Annotated in this window: 15 protein-coding genes and 1 riboswitch; of the genes, 8 read left to right on the forward strand and 7 right to left on the reverse strand. The window is 65.3% G+C overall.

Features of this window, described 5'->3' with window-relative positions:
• Window positions 1-10: 10 nt before the first annotated feature.
• The 4 genes from CJU94_RS17095 to CJU94_RS17110 form a co-directional block, all read right to left on the reverse strand.
• On the reverse strand, window positions 11-2,623 hold the full coding sequence (locus CJU94_RS17095; protein ID WP_095419694.1) for a mechanosensitive ion channel family protein: 2,613 nt from the start codon (window positions 2,621-2,623) through the stop codon (window positions 11-13).
• Between the two features lie 165 nt (window positions 2,624-2,788).
• On the reverse strand, window positions 2,789-3,436 hold the full coding sequence (locus tag CJU94_RS17100) for an NAD(P)-dependent oxidoreductase (RefSeq protein WP_095419695.1): 648 nt from the start codon (window positions 3,434-3,436) through the stop codon (window positions 2,789-2,791).
• Between the two features lie 145 nt (window positions 3,437-3,581).
• The gene (locus CJU94_RS17105; protein ID WP_095419696.1) at window positions 3,582-4,037 is read right to left on the reverse strand and encodes an Rrf2 family transcriptional regulator; all 456 of its coding nucleotides are present in this window, start codon (window positions 4,035-4,037) and stop codon (window positions 3,582-3,584) included.
• An 87-nt stretch (window positions 4,038-4,124) separates the two neighbouring features.
• On the reverse strand, window positions 4,125-4,601 hold the full coding sequence (locus CJU94_RS17110; protein ID WP_095419697.1) for a BCAL1086 family glycoprotein: 477 nt from the start codon (window positions 4,599-4,601) through the stop codon (window positions 4,125-4,127).
• A gap of 288 nt (window positions 4,602-4,889) precedes the next feature.
• Between CJU94_RS17110 and CJU94_RS17115 the strand changes: the two genes are divergently transcribed.
• Together CJU94_RS17115 and CJU94_RS17120 are read left to right on the forward strand one after the other, a co-directional pair.
• Window positions 4,890-5,471, forward strand: a complete 582-nt coding sequence (locus CJU94_RS17115; protein ID WP_091794967.1) for a DJ-1/PfpI family protein — start codon at window positions 4,890-4,892, stop codon at window positions 5,469-5,471.
• A 141-nt stretch (window positions 5,472-5,612) separates the two neighbouring features.
• Window positions 5,613-5,939 (forward strand): hypothetical protein, encoded by a 327-nt coding sequence (locus tag CJU94_RS17120; protein ID WP_095419698.1) that lies wholly within the window; start codon window positions 5,613-5,615, stop codon window positions 5,937-5,939.
• Here CJU94_RS17120 and CJU94_RS17125 read toward each other — a convergent pair whose 3' ends face one another.
• Window positions 5,940-7,715, reverse strand: a complete 1,776-nt coding sequence (locus tag CJU94_RS17125) for a sensor histidine kinase (protein ID WP_095419699.1) — start codon at window positions 7,713-7,715, stop codon at window positions 5,940-5,942. It lies immediately after the preceding gene.
• Between the two features lie 399 nt (window positions 7,716-8,114).
• Here CJU94_RS17125 and CJU94_RS17130 point away from each other — a divergent pair, with 399 nt between their 5' ends.
• Window positions 8,115-9,302 (forward strand): ammonium transporter, encoded by a 1,188-nt coding sequence (locus CJU94_RS17130; protein ID WP_095419700.1) that lies wholly within the window; start codon window positions 8,115-8,117, stop codon window positions 9,300-9,302.
• Between the two features lie 188 nt (window positions 9,303-9,490).
• Window positions 9,491-9,552: riboswitch (Fluoride riboswitch) on the forward strand.
• Window positions 9,553-9,627: 75 nt separating this feature from the next.
• Window positions 9,628-10,008 carry a fluoride efflux transporter CrcB gene (gene crcB, locus CJU94_RS17135; RefSeq protein ID WP_095419701.1) on the forward strand — a complete coding sequence of 127 codons (381 nt, stop codon included), beginning with the start codon at window positions 9,628-9,630 and terminating at the stop codon, window positions 10,006-10,008.
• Between the two features lie 39 nt (window positions 10,009-10,047).
• On the opposite strand, the gene CJU94_RS17140 is transcribed toward crcB, so the two are convergent.
• Window positions 10,048-10,998: a GGDEF domain-containing protein gene (locus CJU94_RS17140; protein ID WP_095419702.1), complete on the reverse strand. Its 951-nt coding sequence runs from the start codon at window positions 10,996-10,998 to the stop codon at window positions 10,048-10,050.
• A gap of 615 nt (window positions 10,999-11,613) precedes the next feature.
• On the opposite strand from CJU94_RS17140, the gene CJU94_RS17145 reads away from it, so the two are divergent.
• From CJU94_RS17145 to CJU94_RS17160, 4 genes are all read left to right on the forward strand, one after another.
• On the forward strand, window positions 11,614-12,450 hold the full coding sequence (locus tag CJU94_RS17145; RefSeq protein WP_095419703.1) for an IclR family transcriptional regulator: 837 nt from the start codon (window positions 11,614-11,616) through the stop codon (window positions 12,448-12,450).
• Window positions 12,451-12,812: 362 nt separating this feature from the next.
• Window positions 12,813-14,210 carry an MdtA/MuxA family multidrug efflux RND transporter periplasmic adaptor subunit gene (locus CJU94_RS17150; RefSeq protein WP_095420412.1) on the forward strand — a complete coding sequence of 466 codons (1,398 nt, stop codon included), beginning with the start codon at window positions 12,813-12,815 and terminating at the stop codon, window positions 14,208-14,210.
• A gap of 18 nt (window positions 14,211-14,228) precedes the next feature.
• On the forward strand, window positions 14,229-17,363 hold the full coding sequence (locus tag CJU94_RS17155; protein WP_095419704.1) for an MdtB/MuxB family multidrug efflux RND transporter permease subunit: 3,135 nt from the start codon (window positions 14,229-14,231) through the stop codon (window positions 17,361-17,363).
• Between the two features lie 3 nt (window positions 17,364-17,366).
• Window positions 17,367-20,678 (forward strand): efflux RND transporter permease subunit, encoded by a 3,312-nt coding sequence (locus tag CJU94_RS17160; RefSeq protein ID WP_095419705.1) that lies wholly within the window; start codon window positions 17,367-17,369, stop codon window positions 20,676-20,678.
• A gap of 2 nt (window positions 20,679-20,680) precedes the next feature.
• On the opposite strand, the gene CJU94_RS17165 is transcribed toward CJU94_RS17160, so the two are convergent.
• On the reverse strand, window positions 20,681-22,081 hold the full coding sequence (locus CJU94_RS17165; RefSeq protein WP_279636608.1) for an aminotransferase-like domain-containing protein: 1,401 nt from the start codon (window positions 22,079-22,081) through the stop codon (window positions 20,681-20,683).
• Window positions 22,082-22,125 lie beyond the last annotated feature (44 nt).

A 22,125-nucleotide genomic window follows, 5' to 3' on the forward strand; every position in this document is an offset into this window, starting at 1 on the left:
GAGCACTCTCTCAACTCTTGCCGCCCGCCTCGCCCGCGGTCGGAATCTGCGGTGGAATCGGCGCTGTCTGTCCGGTCGGCGGCGGCGCCGGCCGCGGTTCGTGCGATACGTCGCGCGCCACCGCAAGAGGCGCATGCACGGCCCGAGTAGACATCGCCGCCGCGTGCCCCCCGGCGTGCGCATGCGGCGTCATCCCCGCTACGTCGTCGTCCTGCAAGGGCTGCCCTTCGCTGTCCTTCGACGACGTAAACACCCGCATCTGCGGCACCGGAATCTCGATACCCGCTTCGTCCATCTTGCGCTTCAGACGCAGATTGAACGCGCGCGCCACGCTCCACTGCTGCAGCGGCCGCGTCTTGATCTGCCCTTTCACGACCATCCAGTTCGGATCGAAACGGTCCAGCCCCCAGACTTCGATCGGACCGAGCATCTCGCGCCGGTAGCGGAAGTCGGCCATCAGATCGGCGCCGACTTCGCGGATCAGTTGGGTAATCTGATCGACGTCGGTGGAGAACGACATGCGCACTTCGAACACCGCATACGCAAAGTCGCGCGACAGGTTCTTGACGATCTTGATCTGCGAGAACGGAATCGCGTGAATCGCGCCTTGCCCGTCGCGCAGCCGCACCGTGCGGATCGACAGATGCTCGACCGTGCCCGCATGCCCGCCGTCCACGTCGATCCAGTCGCCCACCGAAATCGTATCCTCGATGATGATGAACAGCCCCGTGATCAGGTCGGTCACGAGCGACTGCGCGCCGAAGCCGATCGCGAGGCCGATCACGCCCGCGCCCGCCAGCAGCGGCGTGACATTGATGCCGAGATTGGCCGCCGTCACGATGCCCGCGATCGTCATGATCGTGACGAGCAGCACGTTGCGCAGCAGCGGCAGCATGGTGCGCGCGCGCATGCTGGGTGCGCGCGACTTGTTGCGCGGACCGCCCGGATTGAGCGCTTCGGTGATCGCGGTATCGACCAGAATCCACAGCAGCCAGGCAATGAACACGGTGGCGATGATCGCCGTCACCGCATGCGCGATACCCCGCGCCGCCACATTCTCTTCGACCATCGCGGCGAGTGAAACGCCCCACAAACGCGCCGCGAGTTCAAAGAAGAACAGCCAGACGAACAGCGTCAGCAGCGTGCCGAAAAAGCGCAGCAAACGCGTCAGGTACGGCGAGCGGCGGCGCGTGCGCGCGCTGCGCGGACGCGTCAGGCGCAACACGATGGCCGACACGAAAAAAGCCAGCACCAGCAGCAGCGCCGTGACCACCGAGATCTGCAGCACGTTTTCGTTCGAACCCGAGCCGCCGAGCGTGGCGACCACCGATGCGGTGGCGAGCACCAGCACGGGCACGTGCCAGAGTGCGGCGAGCACGTCGAAGGCGTCGGTCGCGGCTTTGTGATGGGTGCGCTGCTCGTAAGGCCGGTTGCGGATCAGATGCGCGACCGGCCGGCGAAACGCGAGCGCGAAATAACCGGTGAGGACAGCGGCCGTCATGTTGGCCGCGGTCGAAATCAGCGCGGCGAGGTTCGGCCCGAGTTGATGCGCGACGTCGTAATTGACGGCGGCGTCGCCAAGCGCGCCGCACACACCGACCACGAACAGCACGCGCCGCGCATGGTCGATCAGCAGGCGCACCGCGATCCGCCGATGCCCCGAGCCGAACAGCGAAAACATGATCAGACAGATCGCGGAGAACACCGCGCCCGCGACGATCGCATAGGCGACCACCATGCCGAGCGTACGGCCGAGCGCGTCAGGCATGGCGCGCACGAACAGCAGCGCGGCGAGAAAGGCGATGATCCACGGCCCGACGCGGCGCAGCGCGAAGATCAGCAGTTCGCGCGTGGTGGGATTCGGATTGAGCCCCATGACGATGTCAAAGCGCCGATACAGCCGGTGCTGCACATAGATGAGCGCGGCGGCGCACGCCCCCCAGCCCGCCAGCATCGCAATCATCGAGAACAGAATGCGGCCGAAGCTCTCGTGCCCCTGTCCTGAAATGATCGTGTAGAGCTCGTTGCCCGCGGCGTTGAAGCGTCCGCCCCAATAGCGGACCGGCGTGCGACCCTGATGCACGTCGGATTCGAACGAGGCGATGCCCGACGCGATCGCGCCGAGCAAACCAGGGCTCGGTTGCGCGGGCGCGGCCGGTGCGACGTTTTGCGACACGTCGCGCAGCTTTTTGAGCTGGGCGACGAGCGCGGTGCGCTGCCGGTCGTTGTCGAGCGTGGAGATCACGCTGTCGAGCGAGCGCGTCAGTTCCGCCTGGCTTGCCGGCGAGGGCGCGGACGCGGCCTCCGCCGCCGAGGCGCCCGAAGCGGGGGACGCGCTCACCGTCGCGCTGTTGATCAGGCTCTGCAAGGCCGGGATTACCGGCGTACCGGTGGCGGCGCCGGCCGCGGCAGCGGTCGCGGGCATCAAACCGACACCCGGGATCAGCGCGACGCAGGCGGCGGCCAGCCATGCGCCAAGCCACGCCGCGAGCGGCGGGCGCACGCCGCGGCGGGCAGCGCGCACGCAATGAACAGAAGAAAAGCGAAAGGCGGCGTGGGTCGCCGGCTGCCCGCCGTTGAACGGCGCAGCCTCGGCCTCACGCCGCAACGGGCATGACTGCATGGCAATCCGTAGGAAAACGGGAGACGCCAGTGTAGCCGCAGTTTCACCGGGAGCAACCTGACATGCGTAACCGAATGTTAGGACGCGGGCGCGGAATTCGTGTAGCGAAGACCGCGCGCGCCCTGTGCAGCCTCGTTTGAGGCGCGCTCGCGGGTCGCTTGCGGGTCAATACGCAACCGTCGCGATCTGCCGGACGAATCGGCCCTGCTCCAGTTCATCGACGAAGGCGATGGCGTAATCTTCCGCGGAAATGCGGCTGTTGCCTTCGGCATCGGCCAGCAGTGAGTTCGCGCCGGTGCGGAACTTGCCGGTGCGCTCGCCGGGTGCGATCAGCGCGGCCGGCGCAAAGAAAGTCCAGTCGAGGTCGGTGACGCCGCGGTAGTAGTCGAATGCCTCGCGGTGCGCGAGCGCGATGGCCTTGTACGCGTGCGGAAAGCCTTCTGTATCGACCAGTTGCTTGCCCGGCGCCACTTCGAGCGAACCCGCGCCGCCCACCACCACGAGACGCTTCAGGCCCGCCGCGCGCACGCCTTCGACGAGCGCGCGCGTCGCCTTGCCAAGCGCCGCGAGATCATCTTGCGGCGGCGCGTAGGCGCTCGCCGCCACGTCGTGACCGCGTACCGCGGCGCTCACACTCGCGGCGTCGAGCAGATCGGCCTGGGCCGCTTTCAGATTCGCCACGTCGGCCGGCACGCGCGCCGGGTTGCGCGCCAGCGCCGTCACCTGATGCCCGCGGCGGGCGGCTTCCGCGGCGACCCGCGAACCGATCATGCCGGTGGCGCCGAACAACGCGATCTTCAACTGTTTGCTCATTTCAATACTCCTGTCATTGGCAGATATGTAACCGTACTGATTACATATAAACCGGAAAAAAGAGGGGCATGAGCCCCCGTTCGTCGAAAGACGCGTGCTTCGGTTACCCGATACGCGCCCTTTTCGTCCTGCTTGTTTTGCTACCTCACCCGTGCGAACGCTTCTTGCGTTCGCGCAGCTTTTCTGCCCGCACCACGTCGGCCGTCGCATCGGCCAGCGTACGCGCGCCGAGCGCGGCCTCCATGGCCTGCTGCGCTTCGTCGATGATGCCGCGCAGCACGCCTTGAATGTTGCGCCCGACCATGCACGCCGGATTCGGCTCCTCGCGATGCAACGCGAATAACTGCGCGTCATCCACCGCACGATACACCTCGAGCAAGGTGATCTGTTCGGGCGCCCGCGCAAGCAGCGCGCCGCCGCCCGCGCCAAGCTGTGAAGTGGTGAGGCCCGCTTGCGCCAGCATGGCGAGAAGCCGCCGGATCAGCGCGGGATTCGTGTTCACGCTGCCGGCGATCATTTCCGACGAAAGCGGCACGCCCTCCTGCAACGACAACAGCGCGAGCACATGCACCGCGAATGCAAACCGGCTACTCGTGTTCACAGCAAACCTGCCCGGCGACGACAATGTGTAACCATAGTAATTACATTTAATCGGGCTGTCAAATGCCCCTGCTGTGCAGCCGGCATGTCATTTGTCCATCTGCTTTTGCGCGTCGCCCGACTCGCCCGATGACGACGAAGCCGCCGCATTCGTCGACGACGCCGAGCTCTGCGCCGACCACTCCTGCAGCTTGCGCCCTGCCGACTCGAGGCTCTGCCCCGTGAGCGACGCGGCCTTGCCGAGTTGCGCATGGGTGGCGCTCGCGGCGCTCTGCAGATTGGCTTGCGCGGTCGAAGCGAGCGCGTTGGGGTCGATGTTGATCGTCGGCGCCGAGGCTGCCGAATCTAGATTCTGCTGCGCGGCGGATTTGGTCGCGTCGACCTGCTGGCCGACGTAGCTCGCCGCCTGATCGAGCTTCTGAGCGGCGACCTGGGCCGCGTCGTTGAGCTTGCCCGCTACCTGCCCTGCGGACGCGTCGTCCTTATGACAGGCGGCGAGTCCGCCGAACACGAGGGCCACGAACGCGGCACGGCGCAGCAATGAGGAACGCATAGATGAAATCATGTTTGAGTGTGAGCCGCGTCGAGCGGCTTCCGCTTACGAAAACGCGCCCATCATACGCCGTTGCGCTGCACGCGCTCCCAGCGAGCGTGTGGAAGCGCGCTGCTCCGACGCCGCGCCGGGCACCGGGTGACGTGCGCGCTCGGTTCGCGGCGCCGGCCGCACACCGCACGATCGACTGCATGGCGAGATCGGTCGCGGTTCTGTCAAACGTAGTGGAGTAGACTGCTTGAGCTTATGTGAGCGTCAGAGAGCATTCGCTGTGTTCCGTTGAACAATTGGAGGCATACGATGGCGGCAAAGAAGATTCTGTTTTTGACCGGCGACTTCGCCGAGGATTACGAAACGATGGTGCCATTCCAGGCGCTGCAGGCCGTCGGCCACGTGGTCGATGCCGTCTGTCCGAACAAGAAGGCCGGCGACCGGATCAAGACCGCGATTCACGATTTCGAAGGCGACCAGACCTACACGGAAAAACCCGGTCATCAATTCACGCTCAACGCCACCTTCGACGACGCCGATCCGCGCCAATACGATGCGCTGGCGATTGCGGGCGGCCGCGCGCCAGAGTATCTGCGGCTCAATCACAAGGTGATCGAAGTCGTGCGGCAATTCGCTGAAGCCGGCAAGCCGATCGCCGCGATCTGTCACGCCGCGCAACTGCTGGCCGCCGCCGACGTGATCCGCGGCAAGCGCATTTCCGCCTACCCGGCGTGCGCGCCCGAAGTGAAAATGGCCGGCGGCGAATACGCGGACATTCCCGTCGACGCCGCGATCACGGACGCCAATTTCGTCACCGCGCCGGCATGGCCCGCGCATCCGGAATGGCTGCGTCAATTCCTGGTGCTGCTCGGCACCCGTATCGAACTCTGATCCCTCGGCCTGAACCACCGGCGAGCGCATTGCCTCTTCGGCAAGCCGCGCTCGCCGAAACGCCTCGCATTTGAGACTAGTCCGATGGTTCGCAACGGAAGGCTTTCCTATAGTCGCCGGCTGACTTGGGAGTGTATTTCGATGGAACTGATCGACTGGATCGTGATTCTCGCCGTCGCGTTGATGGCCATTGCCTTTTTCTGCGGACGAACGCCGGCCAACTGGTCGCGGGAGAATCGCATGCGGCGTCTCGCAGGCATGCGCATGCTGGTTCAAGCCGCGTGTTCGGTATGGGCCGCGCTGCTGATCACCGCGCGCGGCCTTTTTGCGCTGGACGGCCTGCCCGGCTTGCGTCCCACGCCCCTTCAGGTCCTGACTGGCGTCGCCGTTCTCATGGCTTGCGGCTGTTACTGGTCGATTCGCGGCACCCAGCTGCTCAAACCGCGCCGCCTCTTCACCGCGCAATGATTACGGCGTGCTGACGCCACGCCCGGCACCTGCTGCGACATGCGGGGCCGCGCCGCCGCCTGCGCTGCCATCGCCCCTTGCGCTGCCGCTCGTTCGATCGCGATCTTCCAGGCCCGGGCGGCCATCGCGAACGGCGTGATCACCGCCCGTTGCCGCCGGCCCCGGCGTTCCGGCAGCCAGTTGCGCGATGCGCCTCTCGGCCTCCGGCAGCGACAGATAGAACGTCGTGCCCGCGCCTTCTTTCGATTCCGCCCACACGCGTCCGCCATGCCGCTCCACCACGCGGCGCACGAGCGCGAGGCCGATGCCCTCGCCCGCCGCGACATTGCCGTGCAATCGCTGAAACGCATTGAATAGCCGCGGCAACGCAACCGCGGGAATACCGAGCCCGTTGTCCCTCACATAGAAAATCCGCAGCGAATGCACACCCGGCGGCGCCGGCGTCGTACCGATCTCGATCCTGCCCTCGCGTGACGGATCGAGGTAATTCACCGCGTTGCCGATCAGGTTCGCGAACACCTGCTCCAGCGCGGTGGGGTCGCCCCACACCGCGGGCAATTCGTGCACGTCGACGCGCGCGCGCCGCGCCCGGATCGAGCCTTGCATCGCATCGATCACGCGCGGCACGATATCGCGCACCTCGACTTTCTGTTGCCGGTACTCCACCCGGCCGACGCGCGACAGCCGCAACAGCGCGTCGATGATGTGCGAGGCACGCAGCACCGCCGTCTGCAGATAGTGGAGCGCTTCGCCGATATCCTCGTCGATCACCCGTTCGATGCGCTGCCGCGTCTCGGCCGCGAGCGACGACTCGCGCACCGCGACGCGCAGCTCGTCGCACGCGCGGATCAGTTCCTTCGAAAAGCCTTGCAGGTTCACGAGCGGCGCGCGCAGATCGTGCGACACGCTGTAAATGAACATCTCGTTTTCCTGGGTCTGCTGGCGCAGGGTCTCGTTGATCCGCGCGAGTTCGCCGGTGCGCCGCGCCAGGTCGGCCCGGAAGCGGGCCTGGATGCGCTCGGCTTCGAGCAGGCGGCGGCTGGTCTCGCGCAAGGTCAGATCGAGGCGCGCGATTTCGTCGTGCCCCGAGCCGATCGGCGCCAGCGGTTCGTTGCCCGCGAGACGCCCGGCGTTGTCCGCGAGCAGCGCGAGCCGGCCGCGCACGCCGCGCGTGAACAACCAGACGGCCAGCGCGACGAACAGCAGGGAGCCGAACACGGCCGCGACCACGAGGGTCTGCTGCCGCTCGCGCGCAGCGTCGGCGGCACTCGAACGCAGCGTGTCGAGCCGCCGCTCTTCAGCCTGGAACGCGGCGAGTTGCTGGCGAAACCGGTCGAGCACATCGGTCGAGGCGAGCTCGCGCAATCGCGTCAGCACGTCGCGCCGCCGGCCGGAATGCAGCATGTCCTGAATGCGATCCGACCATTGCCGGTAGGCTTGCACAGACTGACGCACCTGAGCCACGCGTTCGACCTGGGCGGGATTGTCGGCGACCAGTTCGGCCAGTTGATCGATGCGCCGGTCCACGTCCATCCACACCGTCACCGGCGTCGCGAAACGGGTGTCGTTGGCGAGCACCGCGCCGCGCAGCGCCACGGACTCGCCCAGCACCGGCTCGAGAATCGCGGTGGTCTGACGCAGCACGTCTTCGCTATGAATCGCCCAGCGCTCCGCGAGCGTCGCGTCCGACTGTGCCATGACCAGCCCGGAGAGCAGCGCCAGTTCGAAGACGGCCGGAATCGCGATCAGCAACAGGCCTTTAGTGGTCAGTCTCATGCGTGCGCATTGGAGGTCGGTGGCCGGCGGATCACGCTCGGGGTCGGCACATTATGTCGGCGATTGTGCTGGAAGACAAAGAGGGCCCGCAAAGGCGAGGCCCTCGCCGACAAGCGGCGCACCGAGTGACGCTCAGCCGTCAGCGTTTTGAATTAAACGTAACGCAAATCGAATATTTCGCCCGATTTTGGGTCCGTGGGTTGGCAATTCTCGCGTTATGCACATTAATTGTGCCCTCATGCGCCATCAGAGGGTGCAGACAAGTCTCGGCAGCGCCGAACAGGCGCACAGGCGATCCCATCCCGGTGCCGAATTGCACCGGTTCGACGCGCTTCGGCACAAATTTGGCCCGCTTCTTGCATTCACTGCCCGCTTTTTTGGCCTAAGCAGGATTCATCGATGGAAAGTCTGAAAACCGGCACCGACACCCTTTTTCTTTTGCTCGGCGCCGCAATGGTGCTCGCCATGCACGCAGGGTTCGCCTTTCTCGAACTCGGCACCGTGCGCAAAAAGAATCAGGTCAACGCACTGGTCAAAATTCTGGTGGATTTCTCGGTCTCGACGATCGCGTACTTCTTCATCGGCTACGCCATCGCGTACGGCGTGCAGTTCTTCGGCAGCGCCGAGTCGCTGGCGGCGCACAACGGCTTTGCGCTGGTGCGCTTCTTCTTCCTGCTGACCTTCGCCGCCGCCATTCCGGCGATCGTCTCGGGCGGCATCGCCGAGCGCTCGAAATTCAATCCGCAACTCTTCGCGACCTTCGTGCTGGTCGGCTTCATCTACCCGTTCTTCGAAGGGATCGCCTGGAACGGCCGCTTCGGCATCCAGAACTGGCTCGCCCAGGTGTTCGGCGCGCAGTTCCACGACTTCGCCGGCTCGGTCGTCGTGCATGCGTTCGGCGGCTGGGTCGCCCTGCCCGCGGTGCTGTTGCTGGGCGCGCGCCACGGCCGCTATCACCGTGACGGCGGTATCGCCGCGCATCCGCCGTCGAACATTCCGTTCCTCGCGTTGGGCGCCTGGGTGCTGGCGGTCGGCTGGTTCGGCTTTAACGTGATGAGCGCGCAGACCGTCGACAAGATCAGCGGCCTCGTCGCCGTCAATTCGCTGATGGCGATGGTGGGCGGCACGCTGACCGCCTGGCTCGCCGGTCGCAACGACCCCGGCTTCACCTATAACGGCCCGCTGGCCGGACTGGTGGCGGTCTGCGCCGGCTCCGACATCATGCATCCGCTCGGCGCGCTGGTGACGGGCGGTATCGCCGGTGTGCTGTTCGTTTACATGTTCACCTGCGTGCAGAACCGCTGGCGCATCGACGACGTGCTGGGCGTGTGGCCCTTGCACGGCCTGTGCGGCGCGTGGGGTGGCCTCGCGGCCGGCATTTTCGGCTTGCGCGCGCTCGGCGGCATGGGTGGCGTGTCGTTCGGCGCGCAACTGGTTGGCACGCTGGGCGGGATCGTGGTGGCGACGCTCGGCGGCACCCTCGTGTACGGCGCGATCCGGTTGACCGTGGGCCTCCGGCTCGACCAGGAAGACGAGTACAACGGCGCCGACCTGTCGATCCACAAGATTTCGGCGACGTCCGAGTGAGCATGCTTCGGCGGCCGCCGCGGAACACATGAGTGGGCGCGTGAGGCCGCGCAGGAGCGCATGCAAGAATCCCGATCCGATCGTTGCGCTGCGTCGACCGACACGCCGGCTACGCGCGCCCAGCGCCGGCCGGCGTCCTCTGCGCGCCCCGCGCCGAACTGTCCCCACATGCATTCGCGGTGTTAGACTCCAGCGCTGGAGATGGCATTCTCCGTTAACCGCCCTCGGGGCTGATGATGCCTGCTTCGCCCGGATGATTGCGGACGCGGGGTCGTGCGCCACACTCAGCCCGGTTTGTCGACACTCCAGTTCTGCCAGGCCTCCCATGTATTTGTCCATTCTCGCTGTCGGCATCGGCGGCGCGCTCGGTTCGTTGTTTCGCTGGTTTCTGGGCATCCGCCTGAACGGCCTGTTCAGCGGCTTGCCGCTCGGCACTTTCGCCGCCAACGTCATTGCCGGCTACGTCATCGGTGTCGCCGTCGCGGGGTTTGCGCGGGCGCCGCAGATCGCGCCGGAATGGCGGCTCTTCGTCATTACCGGCTTGATGGGCGGTCTGTCGACTTTCTCGACGTTTTCAGCGGAAGTGGTGCAGCGGCTACAGGACGGCCGGCTCGGCTGGGCCGCGGGCGAGATCGTGATTCACGTGGGCGCGTCGCTCGTCATGACCATTCTGGGCATCGCAACCGTATCGCTGCTGTCACGCTGAAAGCGCGGCGGGCGGCTGATGCCGACCACGCTTAGCCCGTCAGGCATGTCCCTGGCGTCGCAACACGACACGATTCCTGCCGGCGCGCTTTGCCGTGTAGAGCGCGCGGTCCGCGCGCTCGAGCGCCATATTGATGTCGTCGGTCAACTCCACGCCGCACACGCCCGACGAAAACGAGTAGCCGATCAGAACCTCCGCGCCGATCGCCACGCGCCGCCCCGTCAGACTGCAGCGGATCCGTTCGACCGCCGCCGCGGCCTCGTCGACCGAGGTGCCCGGAAACACCAACAGGAACTCCTCTCCGCCGATTCGCCCGATCAGATCCGATTGCCGCATCGCCTTGCGGCTCAGTTCGGCAAAGTCGCGCAGCACGGCGTCGCCGGCCGCGTGCCCGTAGATGTCGTTGATGCTCTTGAAATGATCGAGGTCGACCAGCGCGACGGTGAGCGGCACGGCGGCGTGCGCGAACGCCGAAATCGCCAGTTCCAGATAGGACAAGGAGTGCCGCCGGTTGGCGAGACCCGTCAGCGCGTCGGTGCGCGCCTCCTGAATGGCGCGGTCGCGTGAGGCGATCAGCGCCTGTTCGCCGTGGCGCAAGGTCGAAATTTCCGTGCCGATCACGACGAGCCAGCCGGAGTCGAGCAGCGTCTCGGTCATCCAGAACCAGCGTCCGTCGACGAGATCGGTGGCGAAATGGCGCTGGCCGGGCTCGCCGCGCCGCCGCGCCTGGGTCTCGGCAATGAATTCCAGCGCGTCGCCGCGGTCGATGCGCGCGCCGCAGTGTCTAAGCACGCCGTGCAGAATGACGTCGGCAAAGGTCATCTCGCGTCCGGCTTCGTCGAGCTGAAAGGCCGCCCTGAAGGTACTATTCGCAAAGTCGAGGCGGTCCGCCGGATCGTACAGGCCCACGAGGATATGCGGACCCTCCAGCGCAGCGAACAGCGCCTGCAAACCGGCGGCGTTGCCGGGAAGGTCCAGAATCGATTTCATGTCTCGTGTTTTGTGCGCAATTCAGAAAAAAATAGCACGGAACATGCCGCGTTCGAATGGAATTTTCACGTTGTTAGTCTGAGGATTGCGGTTTGCGTCGTATGAATAGCGATACGCGCCTGGTGCGGTGGATAGCGCAATGAGATCTGACACGCGCGAGACGGTTTAACGAGCGGGCGAAAAAAAAGGCGTCACGTTGCCGTGACGCCTTAAAAAGTTCTAGCCATTCCGAGGGCCGTGCTAGAACCTGAGAGACGGTATTCGAAAGTTTTGCCTGCGATGCGGCGCCTTGAAGGCGCGCGGCATGGACTGTTACGGTGGACTGAGAGAAGACACTCGACCAGACATGCTGCGGACCACGGCCGGTTCGAAACTTCAAAATGCAGAACCTGAAACCGTCTTTCGAAATAGGATTCCATTTTTTATGGTTATGCTGACTAAGTCAAGCAAAATCTAAAGAGGCCTCATTCGTTGCGGCAAAATGTTCCGATACAATGAATCTTCTTATGGAAAATCACCTCCATGCCCCACTTTGGGGCCAGCCGCGGCACCGTGAGAGAGGCTTTCCAGTGCGGCTGAATACAAAAAACTGAAATAAAGTTCCAAAAAATTGCCATGATCCGACCCACGCCCTCCCGAACCGCAACTGAGCCCGCCAAAGATAGAGACGGCTCCGGCGAGGAAGTGACCGCCCTCGCGCGCGGTCTGACCGTGCTGCGCTCCGTCGCCGCCGCCGACGCGCCGCTTAGCAACCGTGAGCTGACCGAACTGACCGGCATTCCCAAGCCGACCGTTTCGCGGATCACCGCCACGCTGGTGGGCGCGGGTTTCCTGTTCCGTCTGCCCGACAGCGAACGTTTTGTACTGACCTCGTCGGTGCTGGAGTTGAGCAACGGTTTTCTGCGCAATTTCGACATTCGCGCCCGCGCGCGGCCGTTCCTGATCGAACTCGCGGAACGCACCGCATTGTCCGTGCATCTGGCCGTGCGCGACCGCCTCGATATGGTGGTGATCGACGCGATCCGGCCGCGCTCGGCGGTGCTGGTGTCGCGCCTCGAAATCGGCTCGCGCATGAATCTGTGCCGCACGGCCATCGGCCGCGCCTATCTGGCCGCGCTGGAAGCGCCGGAACGGGAAAAATTGCTGATCGGCCTGCAGGCCGCCGAAGGCGACGACTGGGGCCATGTCGGCAGCCGGCTCGAGAGTTCATTGCAGGAAACCATCGAGCGCGGCTTCGCGATCGCCACGGGCGAATGGTACGACGGCCTGAACGCGATCGCGCTGGGCTTCACCGGCCCGTCGGGCGAGCGCTACGCGGTCAATTGCGGCGGCTCCGCGGATCAATGCCCGCGCGACTGGCTGATCACGCGCGCCGCGCCCGCCCTGCTCGAGTGCGTGGCCAACATCATGCTGGAAATCGGCGGCACGCCCGGGCGCCGTCTCGACACCTGAGGCAACCCACGGCTCGCCGGTCGGCGGCCATGGCCATGGCAACCCATCCTGTAACCTTCGTAATCAAAAGAAAAATACGCGGGTGGACTGTTGCAGAGCCCGCGACGTAGGATCATGCCTTCCCGTCGCGGGAGGCACGTCCGGCTTGCCGTCTTCCTTTTCGATGACGTTGCGCCCGCCTGCCAGGATGCCGCCTTGCGTTACCATCCTTGTCCCGCGTCTTCGGTAGCATCGCGCTGAACGAGCGCGGCGCACGCGTTGTCGAAACCGCCTGCCGTGCCGCTCGCGCCGCTGCGCCGAAATGTCGAAACGGCACGAACGCGCGAGCGGCCCACATCCAAGCCAGTCACCTGACCGAACCGATGGACGAACAACAAAAGCATTCGGAAACCCCACGCCCCATCCCTCCGGCATCCCAACCGTCTTCCAGCGGCGGCCCGGCCGGCGCGCCGAACGGCGCGCGAGGCAGGGTGAAGCGGCACCGCGGACGCAATCTCGCCTTGATCGTCGCCGCGCTCGCCGTCCTCGGGTTCGGGCTGTGGCGCTGGCATCCGTGGGGCGGTCCCGGCGGCGGCGCAAGCGCCGCGAGCGGCGGGGGGCCCGGTCGCGGCGGGCCCGGCGGCATGGCCAATCTGGCGCAACCGGTTCATGTGGCGACCGCCACGCAGGGTGAAATGCCGGTGGTGCTGACCGCGCTCGGCACGGTCACGCCGCTCGCCAACGTCACGGTGCTGCCGCAGTTGAGCGGCACGCTGCAGGACGTGTATTTCAAGGAAGGCCAGATGGTCAAAAAGGGCGACGTGCTGGCCCAGATCGACCCGCGCCCCTATCAGATCTCGCTCGATAACGCGCAAGGCACGCTGGCGCGCGACGAGGCGCTGCTGCAAACCGCCCGCCTCGACCTGAAGCGTTATCAGACGCTGCTCTCGCAAGACTCGATCGCCAGCCAGCAGGTCGATACGCAGGCTTCGCTGGTGCGGCAATACGAAGGCACGGTGAAGTCCGACAAGGCCAACATCGACACCTTCAAGCTCGACCTCGTCTATGCGCGCATCACCGCGCCCGTGTCGGGCCGCGTGGGTCTGCGCCAGGTCGATCCGGGCAACTACGTGACGCCGAGCCTGACCAACGGCATCGTCGTGATCACGCAGTTGCAGCCGATCAGCGTGATCTTCACCACCTCCGAAGACAACCTGCAGCAGATCATCCAGCAGACCCAGGCGGGCGCGAAGCTGTCCGTCACCGCGTATGACCGCAGCAACACCACGTCGCTCGAAGGCGGCACGCTCGAAACGCTGGACAACCAGATCGACACCACCACCGGCACGGTCAAGCTGCGCGCGATCTTCCAGAACAGCAAGAACCTGCTGTTTCCGAATCAGTTCGTGAATGCGCGCCTGCTGGTCGATACGATCAAGGACGCCGTGATCGTGCCGACGCCGGCCGTGCTCAACGGCTCGATGGGGTCGTTCGTCTACGTCGTGAAGCCGGACAACACCGTGACCGTGCGGCCGGTCAAGATCGGCCCCGTGGATGGCGAGCGCACCAGCATCAAAACCGGCCTGGCGGTCGGCGAGCGCGTCGTGATCGACGGTTCGGACCGCCTCAAGGAAGGCGCGAAAATCACGATCCCGGCCGGCAAGCCCCGTGGTGCCTCAGGTGCATCAGGCGCCTCCGGTGCGCATGGCGCGGGCGCGGCGTCGGGCGCCTCCGGCACGCACGGGCATCATGGCAAACACGCGGCGCAAGCCTCGCAATAAAGGCACGGCACCTGTCGCATGAATCCATCCCGCGCCTTTATTCTGCGTCCCGTCGGCACCGCGCTGCTGATGGCGGCGATCATGCTGGTCGGTCTCGTCGCACTGCGCTTTCTGCCGCTCTCCGCGCTGCCCGAAGTCGATTATCCGACCATCCAGGTGCAGACCTTCTATCCGGGCGCGAGCCCGGACGTGATGACCTCGTCGGTCACCGCGCCGCTCGAGCGCCAGTTCGGGCAGATGCCGTCGCTCAATCAGATGTCGTCGCAAAGCTCGGCCGGCTCGTCGATCATCACGCTGCAATTCAGCCTCGATCTGCCGCTCGACATCGCCGAGCAGGAAGTGCAGGCCGCCATCAACGCGGCCGGCAACCTGCTGCCCTCGGACCTGCCGGCGCCGCCGATCTACGCCAAGGTCAATCCGGCCGACGCGCCGATCATCACGCTCGCGATCACCTCGAAGACGCTGCCGCTCACCCAGGTGCAGGATCTGGCCGACACGCGTCTCGCGCAGAAAATTTCCCAGGTGGCGGGCGTGGGTCTGGTGAGCCTGTCGGGCGGCCAGCGCCCGGCCGTGCGCATTCAGGCGAACCCGCGCGCGCTCGCCGCGTATGGGCTGAATCTCGACGATTTGCGCACCACCATCTCGAACCTGAACGTCAACACGCCGAAGGGCAACTTCGACGGTCCCACGCGCAACTACACGATCAACGCGAACGATCAGTTGACCGACGCCGAGGCCTACAAGAGCGCGGTGGTCGCGTACAAGAACGGCCGCGCGGTGATGCTGACCGACGTCGCCACCATCGTGCAGGGCGCGGAGAATACCAAGCTCGGCGCCTGGGTGGACGGCACACCCGCGATCATTCTGAACGTGCAGCGCCAGCCGGGCGCCAACGTGATCCAGGTGGTGGACGGCATCAAGAAACTGCTGCCACGGTTGCAGCAGTCGCTGCCCGCCGCGCTCGACGTGCGGATCGTCACCGACCGCACCACCACGATCCGCGCATCCGTGCGCGACGTGCAGTTCGAACTGGCCATGTCGGTGGTGCTGGTGGTGCTGGTGATGTACCTGTTCCTCGCCAACATCTACGCGACCATCATTCCGAGTCTCTCGGTGCCGCTGTCGCTGATCGGCACGCTTGCCGTGATGTACCTATGCGGCTTCTCGCTGGACAACCTGTCGCTGATGGCGCTGACCATCGCGACCGGCTTCGTGGTGGACGACGCGATCGTGATGATCGAGAACATCGCGCGTTACGTGGAAGAAGGCGAGTCGCCGCTCGAAGCCGCGCTCAAGGGTTCGAAACAGATCGGCTTCACGATCATTTCGCTGACGGTCTCGCTGATCGCCGTGCTGATTCCGCTGCTCTTCATGGGCGACGTGGTCGGCCGCCTGTTCCACGAGTTCGCCATTACGCTCGCCGTGACGATCGTGATCTCAGCGATCGTGTCGCTCACGCTCGTGCCGATGATGTGCGCGAAGCTGCTGCGCCACACGCCGCCGCACGAGAGCCACCGTTTCGAGGCCAAGGCGCACCGCGCGATCGACTGGGTGATCGCGCGCTACGCGGTCGCGCTCACGTGGGTGCTGAACCGGCAGCGCTCCACGCTGGTCGTCGCACTCCTCACGCTGGTGCTGACCGGACTGCTGTACGTGCACATTCCGAAAGGCTTCTTCCCGGTACAGGACACCGGCGTGATCCAGGCGATCACGCAGGCGCCGCAATCGGTGTCGTATGCGTCGATGGCCGAGCGTCAACAGGAACTCGCCGCGCAGATCCTGAAGAATCCGGACGTGGAAAGCCTGACTTCGTTCATCGGCGTGGACGGCAGCAATATCACGCTGAACAGCGGCCGCATGCTGATCAACCTGAAGCCGCGCGACGACCGCAGCAGCACCGCAAGCGAAGTGATCCGCCAGTTGCAACGCGACGTCGCGCATATTCCCGGCGCGTCGCTATACATGCAGCCGGTTCAGGACCTGACGATCGATTCGACGGTGAGCCCGACGCAGTATCAGTTCATGCTGACCGATCCGAATATCGGCGAATTCACGACGTGGGTGCCGAAGCTCGTCGAGCGCCTGCGGCAGTCGCCCGAACTGGCGGACGTCGCCACCGATCTGCAGGACAACGGCCAGTCGGTCTACATCGAGATCGACCGCGCCACCGCATCGCGTTACGGCATCACGCCGGCCACCGTGGACAGCGCGCTGTACGACGCGTTCGGCCAGCGCATCATCTCGACCATCTTCACGCAGTCGAACCAGTACCGCGTGATTCTGGAAGCGCAGCCGCAGATGCAGCACTACACCGAATCGCTGAAGTCGATCTATCTGCCCTCTTCCACGTCCACCGGCGGCCAGGTGCCGCTCTCCTCGATCGCGCGCTTCATCGAGAAACCCGCGCCGCTGCTGGTCACGCACCTAAGCCAGTTCCCGGCCACCACCGTGTCGTTCAACCTCGCGCCGGGCTCTTCGCTCGGCGCGGCGGTGAAAGCGATCGATCAGGCGCAGAAGGACATCGGCTTGCCCGCGTCGTTCCAGACGCGCTACCAGGGCGCGGCGCTGGCGTTCCAGGCGTCGCTGTCGAACGAGCTGTTCCTGATCCTCGCGGCAATCGTCACGATGTATATCGTGCTGGGCGTGCTGTACGAGAGCTTCATCCATCCGATCACGATTCTCTCCACGCTGCCCTCGGCCGGTGTCGGCGCGCTGCTGGCGCTGCTCATCACCGGGCACGATCTGGACATCATCGGCATCATCGGCATCGTGCTGCTGATCGGTATCGTGAAGAAGAACGCGATCATGATGATCGACTTCGCGCTCTACGCCGAGCGCGAGGAGGGCAAGCCGCCGCGCGAAGCGATCTATCAGGCGTGTCTGCTGCGCTTCCGGCCGATTCTGATGACCACGCTCGCCGCCCTGCTCGGCGCGCTGCCGCTCATGCTAGGCACCGGCGCCGGTTCGGAGTTGCGCCGCCCGCTCGGTATCGCGATTGCGGGCGGGTTGATCGTCAGCCAGTTGCTGACGCTCTTCACCACGCCGGTGATCTACCTCGCGTTCGACTCGCTCGGCCGCCGCGCGCGTGAGCGCTTCAATCGCGGCGGGTCGTCCACGGAGCCGACGCCGCCCGCCACCGACGCGGGGAACTGAGCAATGAACCTGTCGCGTCCGTTTATCTCGCGCCCGGTCGCCACCACGCTGCTCGCGGTCGGCATCGCGCTGGCCGGTATTTTCGCGTTCACGAAGCTGCCGGTGGCGCCGCTGCCGCAGGTCGATTTCCCGACCATTTCGGTGCAGGCCACGCTGCCGGGCGCGAGCCCGGATACCGTGGCGACCAGCGTCGCCAGCCCGCTTGAACGGCATCTCGGCTCGATCGCCGACGTTACCGAAATGACCTCGATGAGCTCAGTCGGCTCCACGCGCATCACCATGCAGTTCGGCCTGAACCGCGACATCGACGGAGCCGCGCGCGACGTGCAGGCCGCCATCAACGCGGCGCGCGCCGATCTGCCGGCGAGCCTGCGCAGCAACCCGACGTACCACAAGGTGAATCCGGCCGACGCGCCGATCCTGATTCTGGCGCTCACCTCGAAAACGCTCACCGCCGGCCAGTTGTACGACTCCGCGGCGACCGTGCTGCAACAGTCGCTGTCGCAGGTGGACGGCGTCGGCGAAGTGGACGTGAGCGGTTCGGCCAATCCGGCCGTACGCGTCGAACTGGAGCCGAACGCGCTCTCGCACTACGGCATCGGCCTCGAAGACGTGCGCGCGGCGCTCGCCGCCGCCAACGCGAACAGTCCGAAGGGTTCGATCGAATTCGGCCCGAACCGCGTGCAGATCTACACCAACGACCAGGCCAGCAAGGCGTCGCAATACAGGGACCTGATCATCGCCTATCGCAACGGCTCGGCGGTGAAGCTCTCCGACGTGGCCGAGGTGGTCGATTCGGTCGAAGATCTGCGCAACCTCGGCCTCTTCAACGGCAAGCGTTCGGTGCTGGTGATCCTGTACCGCCAGCCCGGTGCGAACATCATCGACACCATCGACCGGGTGACGGCGATGCTGCCGCAACTGCACGCGTCGCTGCCCGCGGACGTCGAGATCGCGCCGGCCGCCGACCGCTCCACCACGATCCGCGCGTCGCTGAAGGACACCGAGCACACGCTGATGATCGCGGTGGCGCTGGTGGTGATGGTGGTGTTCCTGTTCCTGCGCAACTGGCGCGCCACGCTGATTCCGAGCGTGGCCGTGCCGATCTCGATCATCGGCACGTTCGGCGCGATGTATCTGCTCGGTTTCTCGATCGACAACCTCTCGCTGATGGCGTTGACCATCGCGACCGGCTTCGTGGTGGACGACGCGATCGTGGTGCTGGAGAACATCTCCCGGCATATCGAGAACGGCGTGCCGCGCATGAAGGCGGCCTTTCTCGGCGCGCGCGAGGTCGGCTTCACCGTGCTGTCGATCAGCATCTCGCTGGTCGCCGTGTTCCTGCCGATTCTGCTGATGGGCGGCATTGTCGGGCGGCTGTTCCGCGAATTCGCGCTGACGCTCTCGCTCGCGATCGGCGTGTCGCTGATCGTCTCCCTCACGCTTACGCCGATGATGTGCTCGCGCCTGCTGCGCGAGCCGCACGAGCAGAGGGAAGAAGGCCGCTTCGGCCGCTGGCTCGAACGCGGCTTCGCGTCGCTGCAGCGCGGCTACGAGCGCACGCTCGGCTGGGCGCTGCTGCATCCGCGCCTGCTTGTGACGGTGCTTTTGCTGACGATCGGCCTGAACGTGTGGCTGTACATCATCGTGCCGAAGGGCTTCTTTCCGCAGCAGGACACGGGGCGGCTGATCGGCGGCATTCAGGCCGACCAGAGCACCTCGTTCCAGGCCATGAAAGGCAAGTTCGCGCAGATGATGGAGATTGTCGGCAAGAATCCGGCGGTGGACAGCGTGGCCGGCTTCACCGGCGGGCGGCAGACCAACTCCGGCTTCATGTTCGTGACACTGAAACCGAAGTCCGAGCGCAAGCTCTCCGCCGATCAGGTGATCCAGCAACTGCGCGCACCGCTCGGCGACGTGGCCGGCGCGCGGACGTTCCTGCAGGCCGTGCAGGACATTCGCGTCGGCGGACGGCAATCGAACGCGCAGTACCAGTTCACGCTACTCGCCGATTCGACGCCCGACCTGTACCGGTGGGGGCCGAAACTCACCGAGGCGTTGCAGGCGCGCCCCGAACTCGCGGACGTGAATTCCGACCAGCAGCAAGGCGGCCTCGAAGCCATGGTGACGATCGACCGGGCGACCGCCGCGCGCCTCGGCATCAAGCCGGCGCAGATCGACAACACCTTGTACGACGCGTTTGGCCAGCGCCAGGTGTCGACCATCTACAACCCGCTGAACCAGTATCACGTCGTGATGGAAGTCGCGCCGAAGTACTGGCAGAGCCCGGACATGCTCAAGCAGATCTACATCAGCACCTCCGGCGGCAGCGCGAGCGGCGCGCAGACCACCAATGCGCCGGCGGGCACGGTGACCGCGGCGGCGAGCACCGCCTCGACGAGCGCAACGACGGGCGGCACGGCGGGCACGACCGCCTCGAGCGCGGCGAGCATCGCCGCCGACTCCGCGCGCAACCTGGCGATCAATTCGATCGCGGCGAGCGGCAAGTCGAGCGCTTCGTCGGGCGCGGCGGTCTCGACCGCGAAGGAAACCATGGTGCCGCTGTCGGCGATCGCGAGCTTCGGGCCGGGCAATACGCCGCTCTCCGTGAACCACCAGAGCCAGTTCGTGGCCTCGACGATTTCGTTCAACCTGCCGCCGGGCGTCTCGCTTTCGACGGCGACCCAGGCGATCTACGACACGATGGCGCAGATCGGCATGCCGGGCACCATCCACGGCAGCTTCCAGGGCACGGCGCAGGCGTTCCAGCAGTCCATGTCCGATCAGCCGATCCTGATTCTGGCCGCGCTGGCCGCCGTGTATATCGTGCTGGGGATGCTCTACGAGAGCTATATCCACCCGCTGACGATTCTGTCCACGCTGCCCTCTGCGGGCGTGGGAGCGTTGCTGGCGCTGCTGCTGTTCAAGACCGAGTTCAGCATCATCGCGCTGATCGGCGTGATTCTGCTGATCGGTATCGTGAAGAAGAACGCGATCATGATGGTGGACTTCGCCATTGAAGCATCACGGCAAGGGCTGTCTTCGCGCGACGCGATCTTCCAGGCGTGTCTGTTGCGCTTCCGGCCGATCATGATGACGACGTTTGCCGCACTTCTCGGCGCACTGCCGCTCGCGTTCGGGCGCGGCGAAGGCGCGGAGCTGCGCGCGCCGCTCGGGATCGCGATTGTGGGCGGCCTGATTGTCAGTCAGATGCTCACGCTTTATACGACGCCGGTGGTGTATCTCTATATGGACCGGATCCGCGTGAGGTGGGAGTCGCGCAAGGCTCGCAGAACGGGCGTTGCGCCTTCCTGATGTCATTGGGGTTTCGCGCGCGCGTGTTGTCGCAATGTGGCCGACAGCGCCGCGAAACCCGATTGCAGGACTTCATCGCCTCCCACAGCATGACTCACGCTCGCGCGCACGAACTGCGGCACGGCGCTCTGTCCCGCCGCAAACAGGTCGGCGGCACTGACAAGACAGTTCTGCTGTCTCAAGACGGTCTGAACATTCGCCGCGCGTCCCGGCGCTGGAACCTCTATCCAGAAGTGCGGACTCTGCGGATGCGACACGTAATTCAGTCCTGCAAGATGGCTCTGCACCAGGTGTTTTCGACGTTCGAACTCGGCCGCCTGCTGACGTATCAGCGCCTGCGCCACCCCTTCCTCTATCCAGCGGCTCGCGAGTTCGATTGGTAGCGGCGTCGCCATCCAGCAGGTGGAACTCACCGCGGCGCCGAAGCGGCTGATCAACGGCCCAGGCGCATGGACATAGCCGACCCGCAAGCCTGCCGCGACGACCTTGCTCAAACTGCCGATCACGATGCCGCGCTCGGGCGCGAACAGACTGATCGGCGGCGGCCGGTTCGCCATCAACACGCCATGCACGTCGTCCTCGATAATCAGGACATTGTGCGCGCGGCAGACCTCGGCGACGACCTTGCGGCGTTCGACCGACAGCACGGCGCTGGTCGGATTCTGGATGCTCGGCGTGCAGTACAGCGCCGATATACGATGGGTACGGCATGCCTCCAGCAGTGCAAGAGGCACGAGCCCCTCGCCGTCCATTTCGATGCCGAGCAGCTTGATGCCAACCAGGCGCGCCGCGCTAATCAGCCCCGGATAAGTCAGGCGTTCAGTGGCCACGATATCTCCGGCGCGAAGCAACGCAAGCAGCGTGCAGAGCAACCCGTGCTGGGCGCCGTTGACACACACGATCTGTTCGGGCTCGGCGGCGAAATCACCGTGGCTCAACCATCGCGCGCCGGCCCGACGATGTCGCGCCGAACCGAGCTCCGGCGTATAGAGCATGAGTTCGCGCAGGGTCTCGGCATCCGCGGCCAGCGCCTCGAGGCTGCGCGCGAGCATGACAGTCTCCTGCCCGGAAACAGGCATGCTGCGGCTCATATCGATGCACCGCTGCGGCTCGTCGACGAAATTCTTGAAGCCGCGGTCGCGTGCACGCTCCAAACCGAGTTTGCGCACGAAGGTCCCGTCTCCCACTCTCGCGACAATTAGTCCAATGCGCTCCAGTTCGGCGTACGCGCGGCTCACCGTGCCGGGCGTCACAGCCAGCCTGTCAGCCAGCAGACGGTGCGGCGGTAGCTTGGCTCCGCCCGCGATCGAACCGTCGTGAATTCGCGCCGCGAGCGCCTCTGCCAGGCGTTTGTATTTTGCGGTGCGCCCACTCTCCATTGCCGGCTTCAGAATTGAAACCATGTCAATAATTGGTTTGACTGTCATTAGGCATCCTAATACGATTA

This window comes from Paraburkholderia aromaticivorans (genome assembly GCF_002278075.1).
Taxonomy (GTDB): Bacteria; Pseudomonadota; Gammaproteobacteria; order Burkholderiales; family Burkholderiaceae; genus Paraburkholderia; species Paraburkholderia aromaticivorans.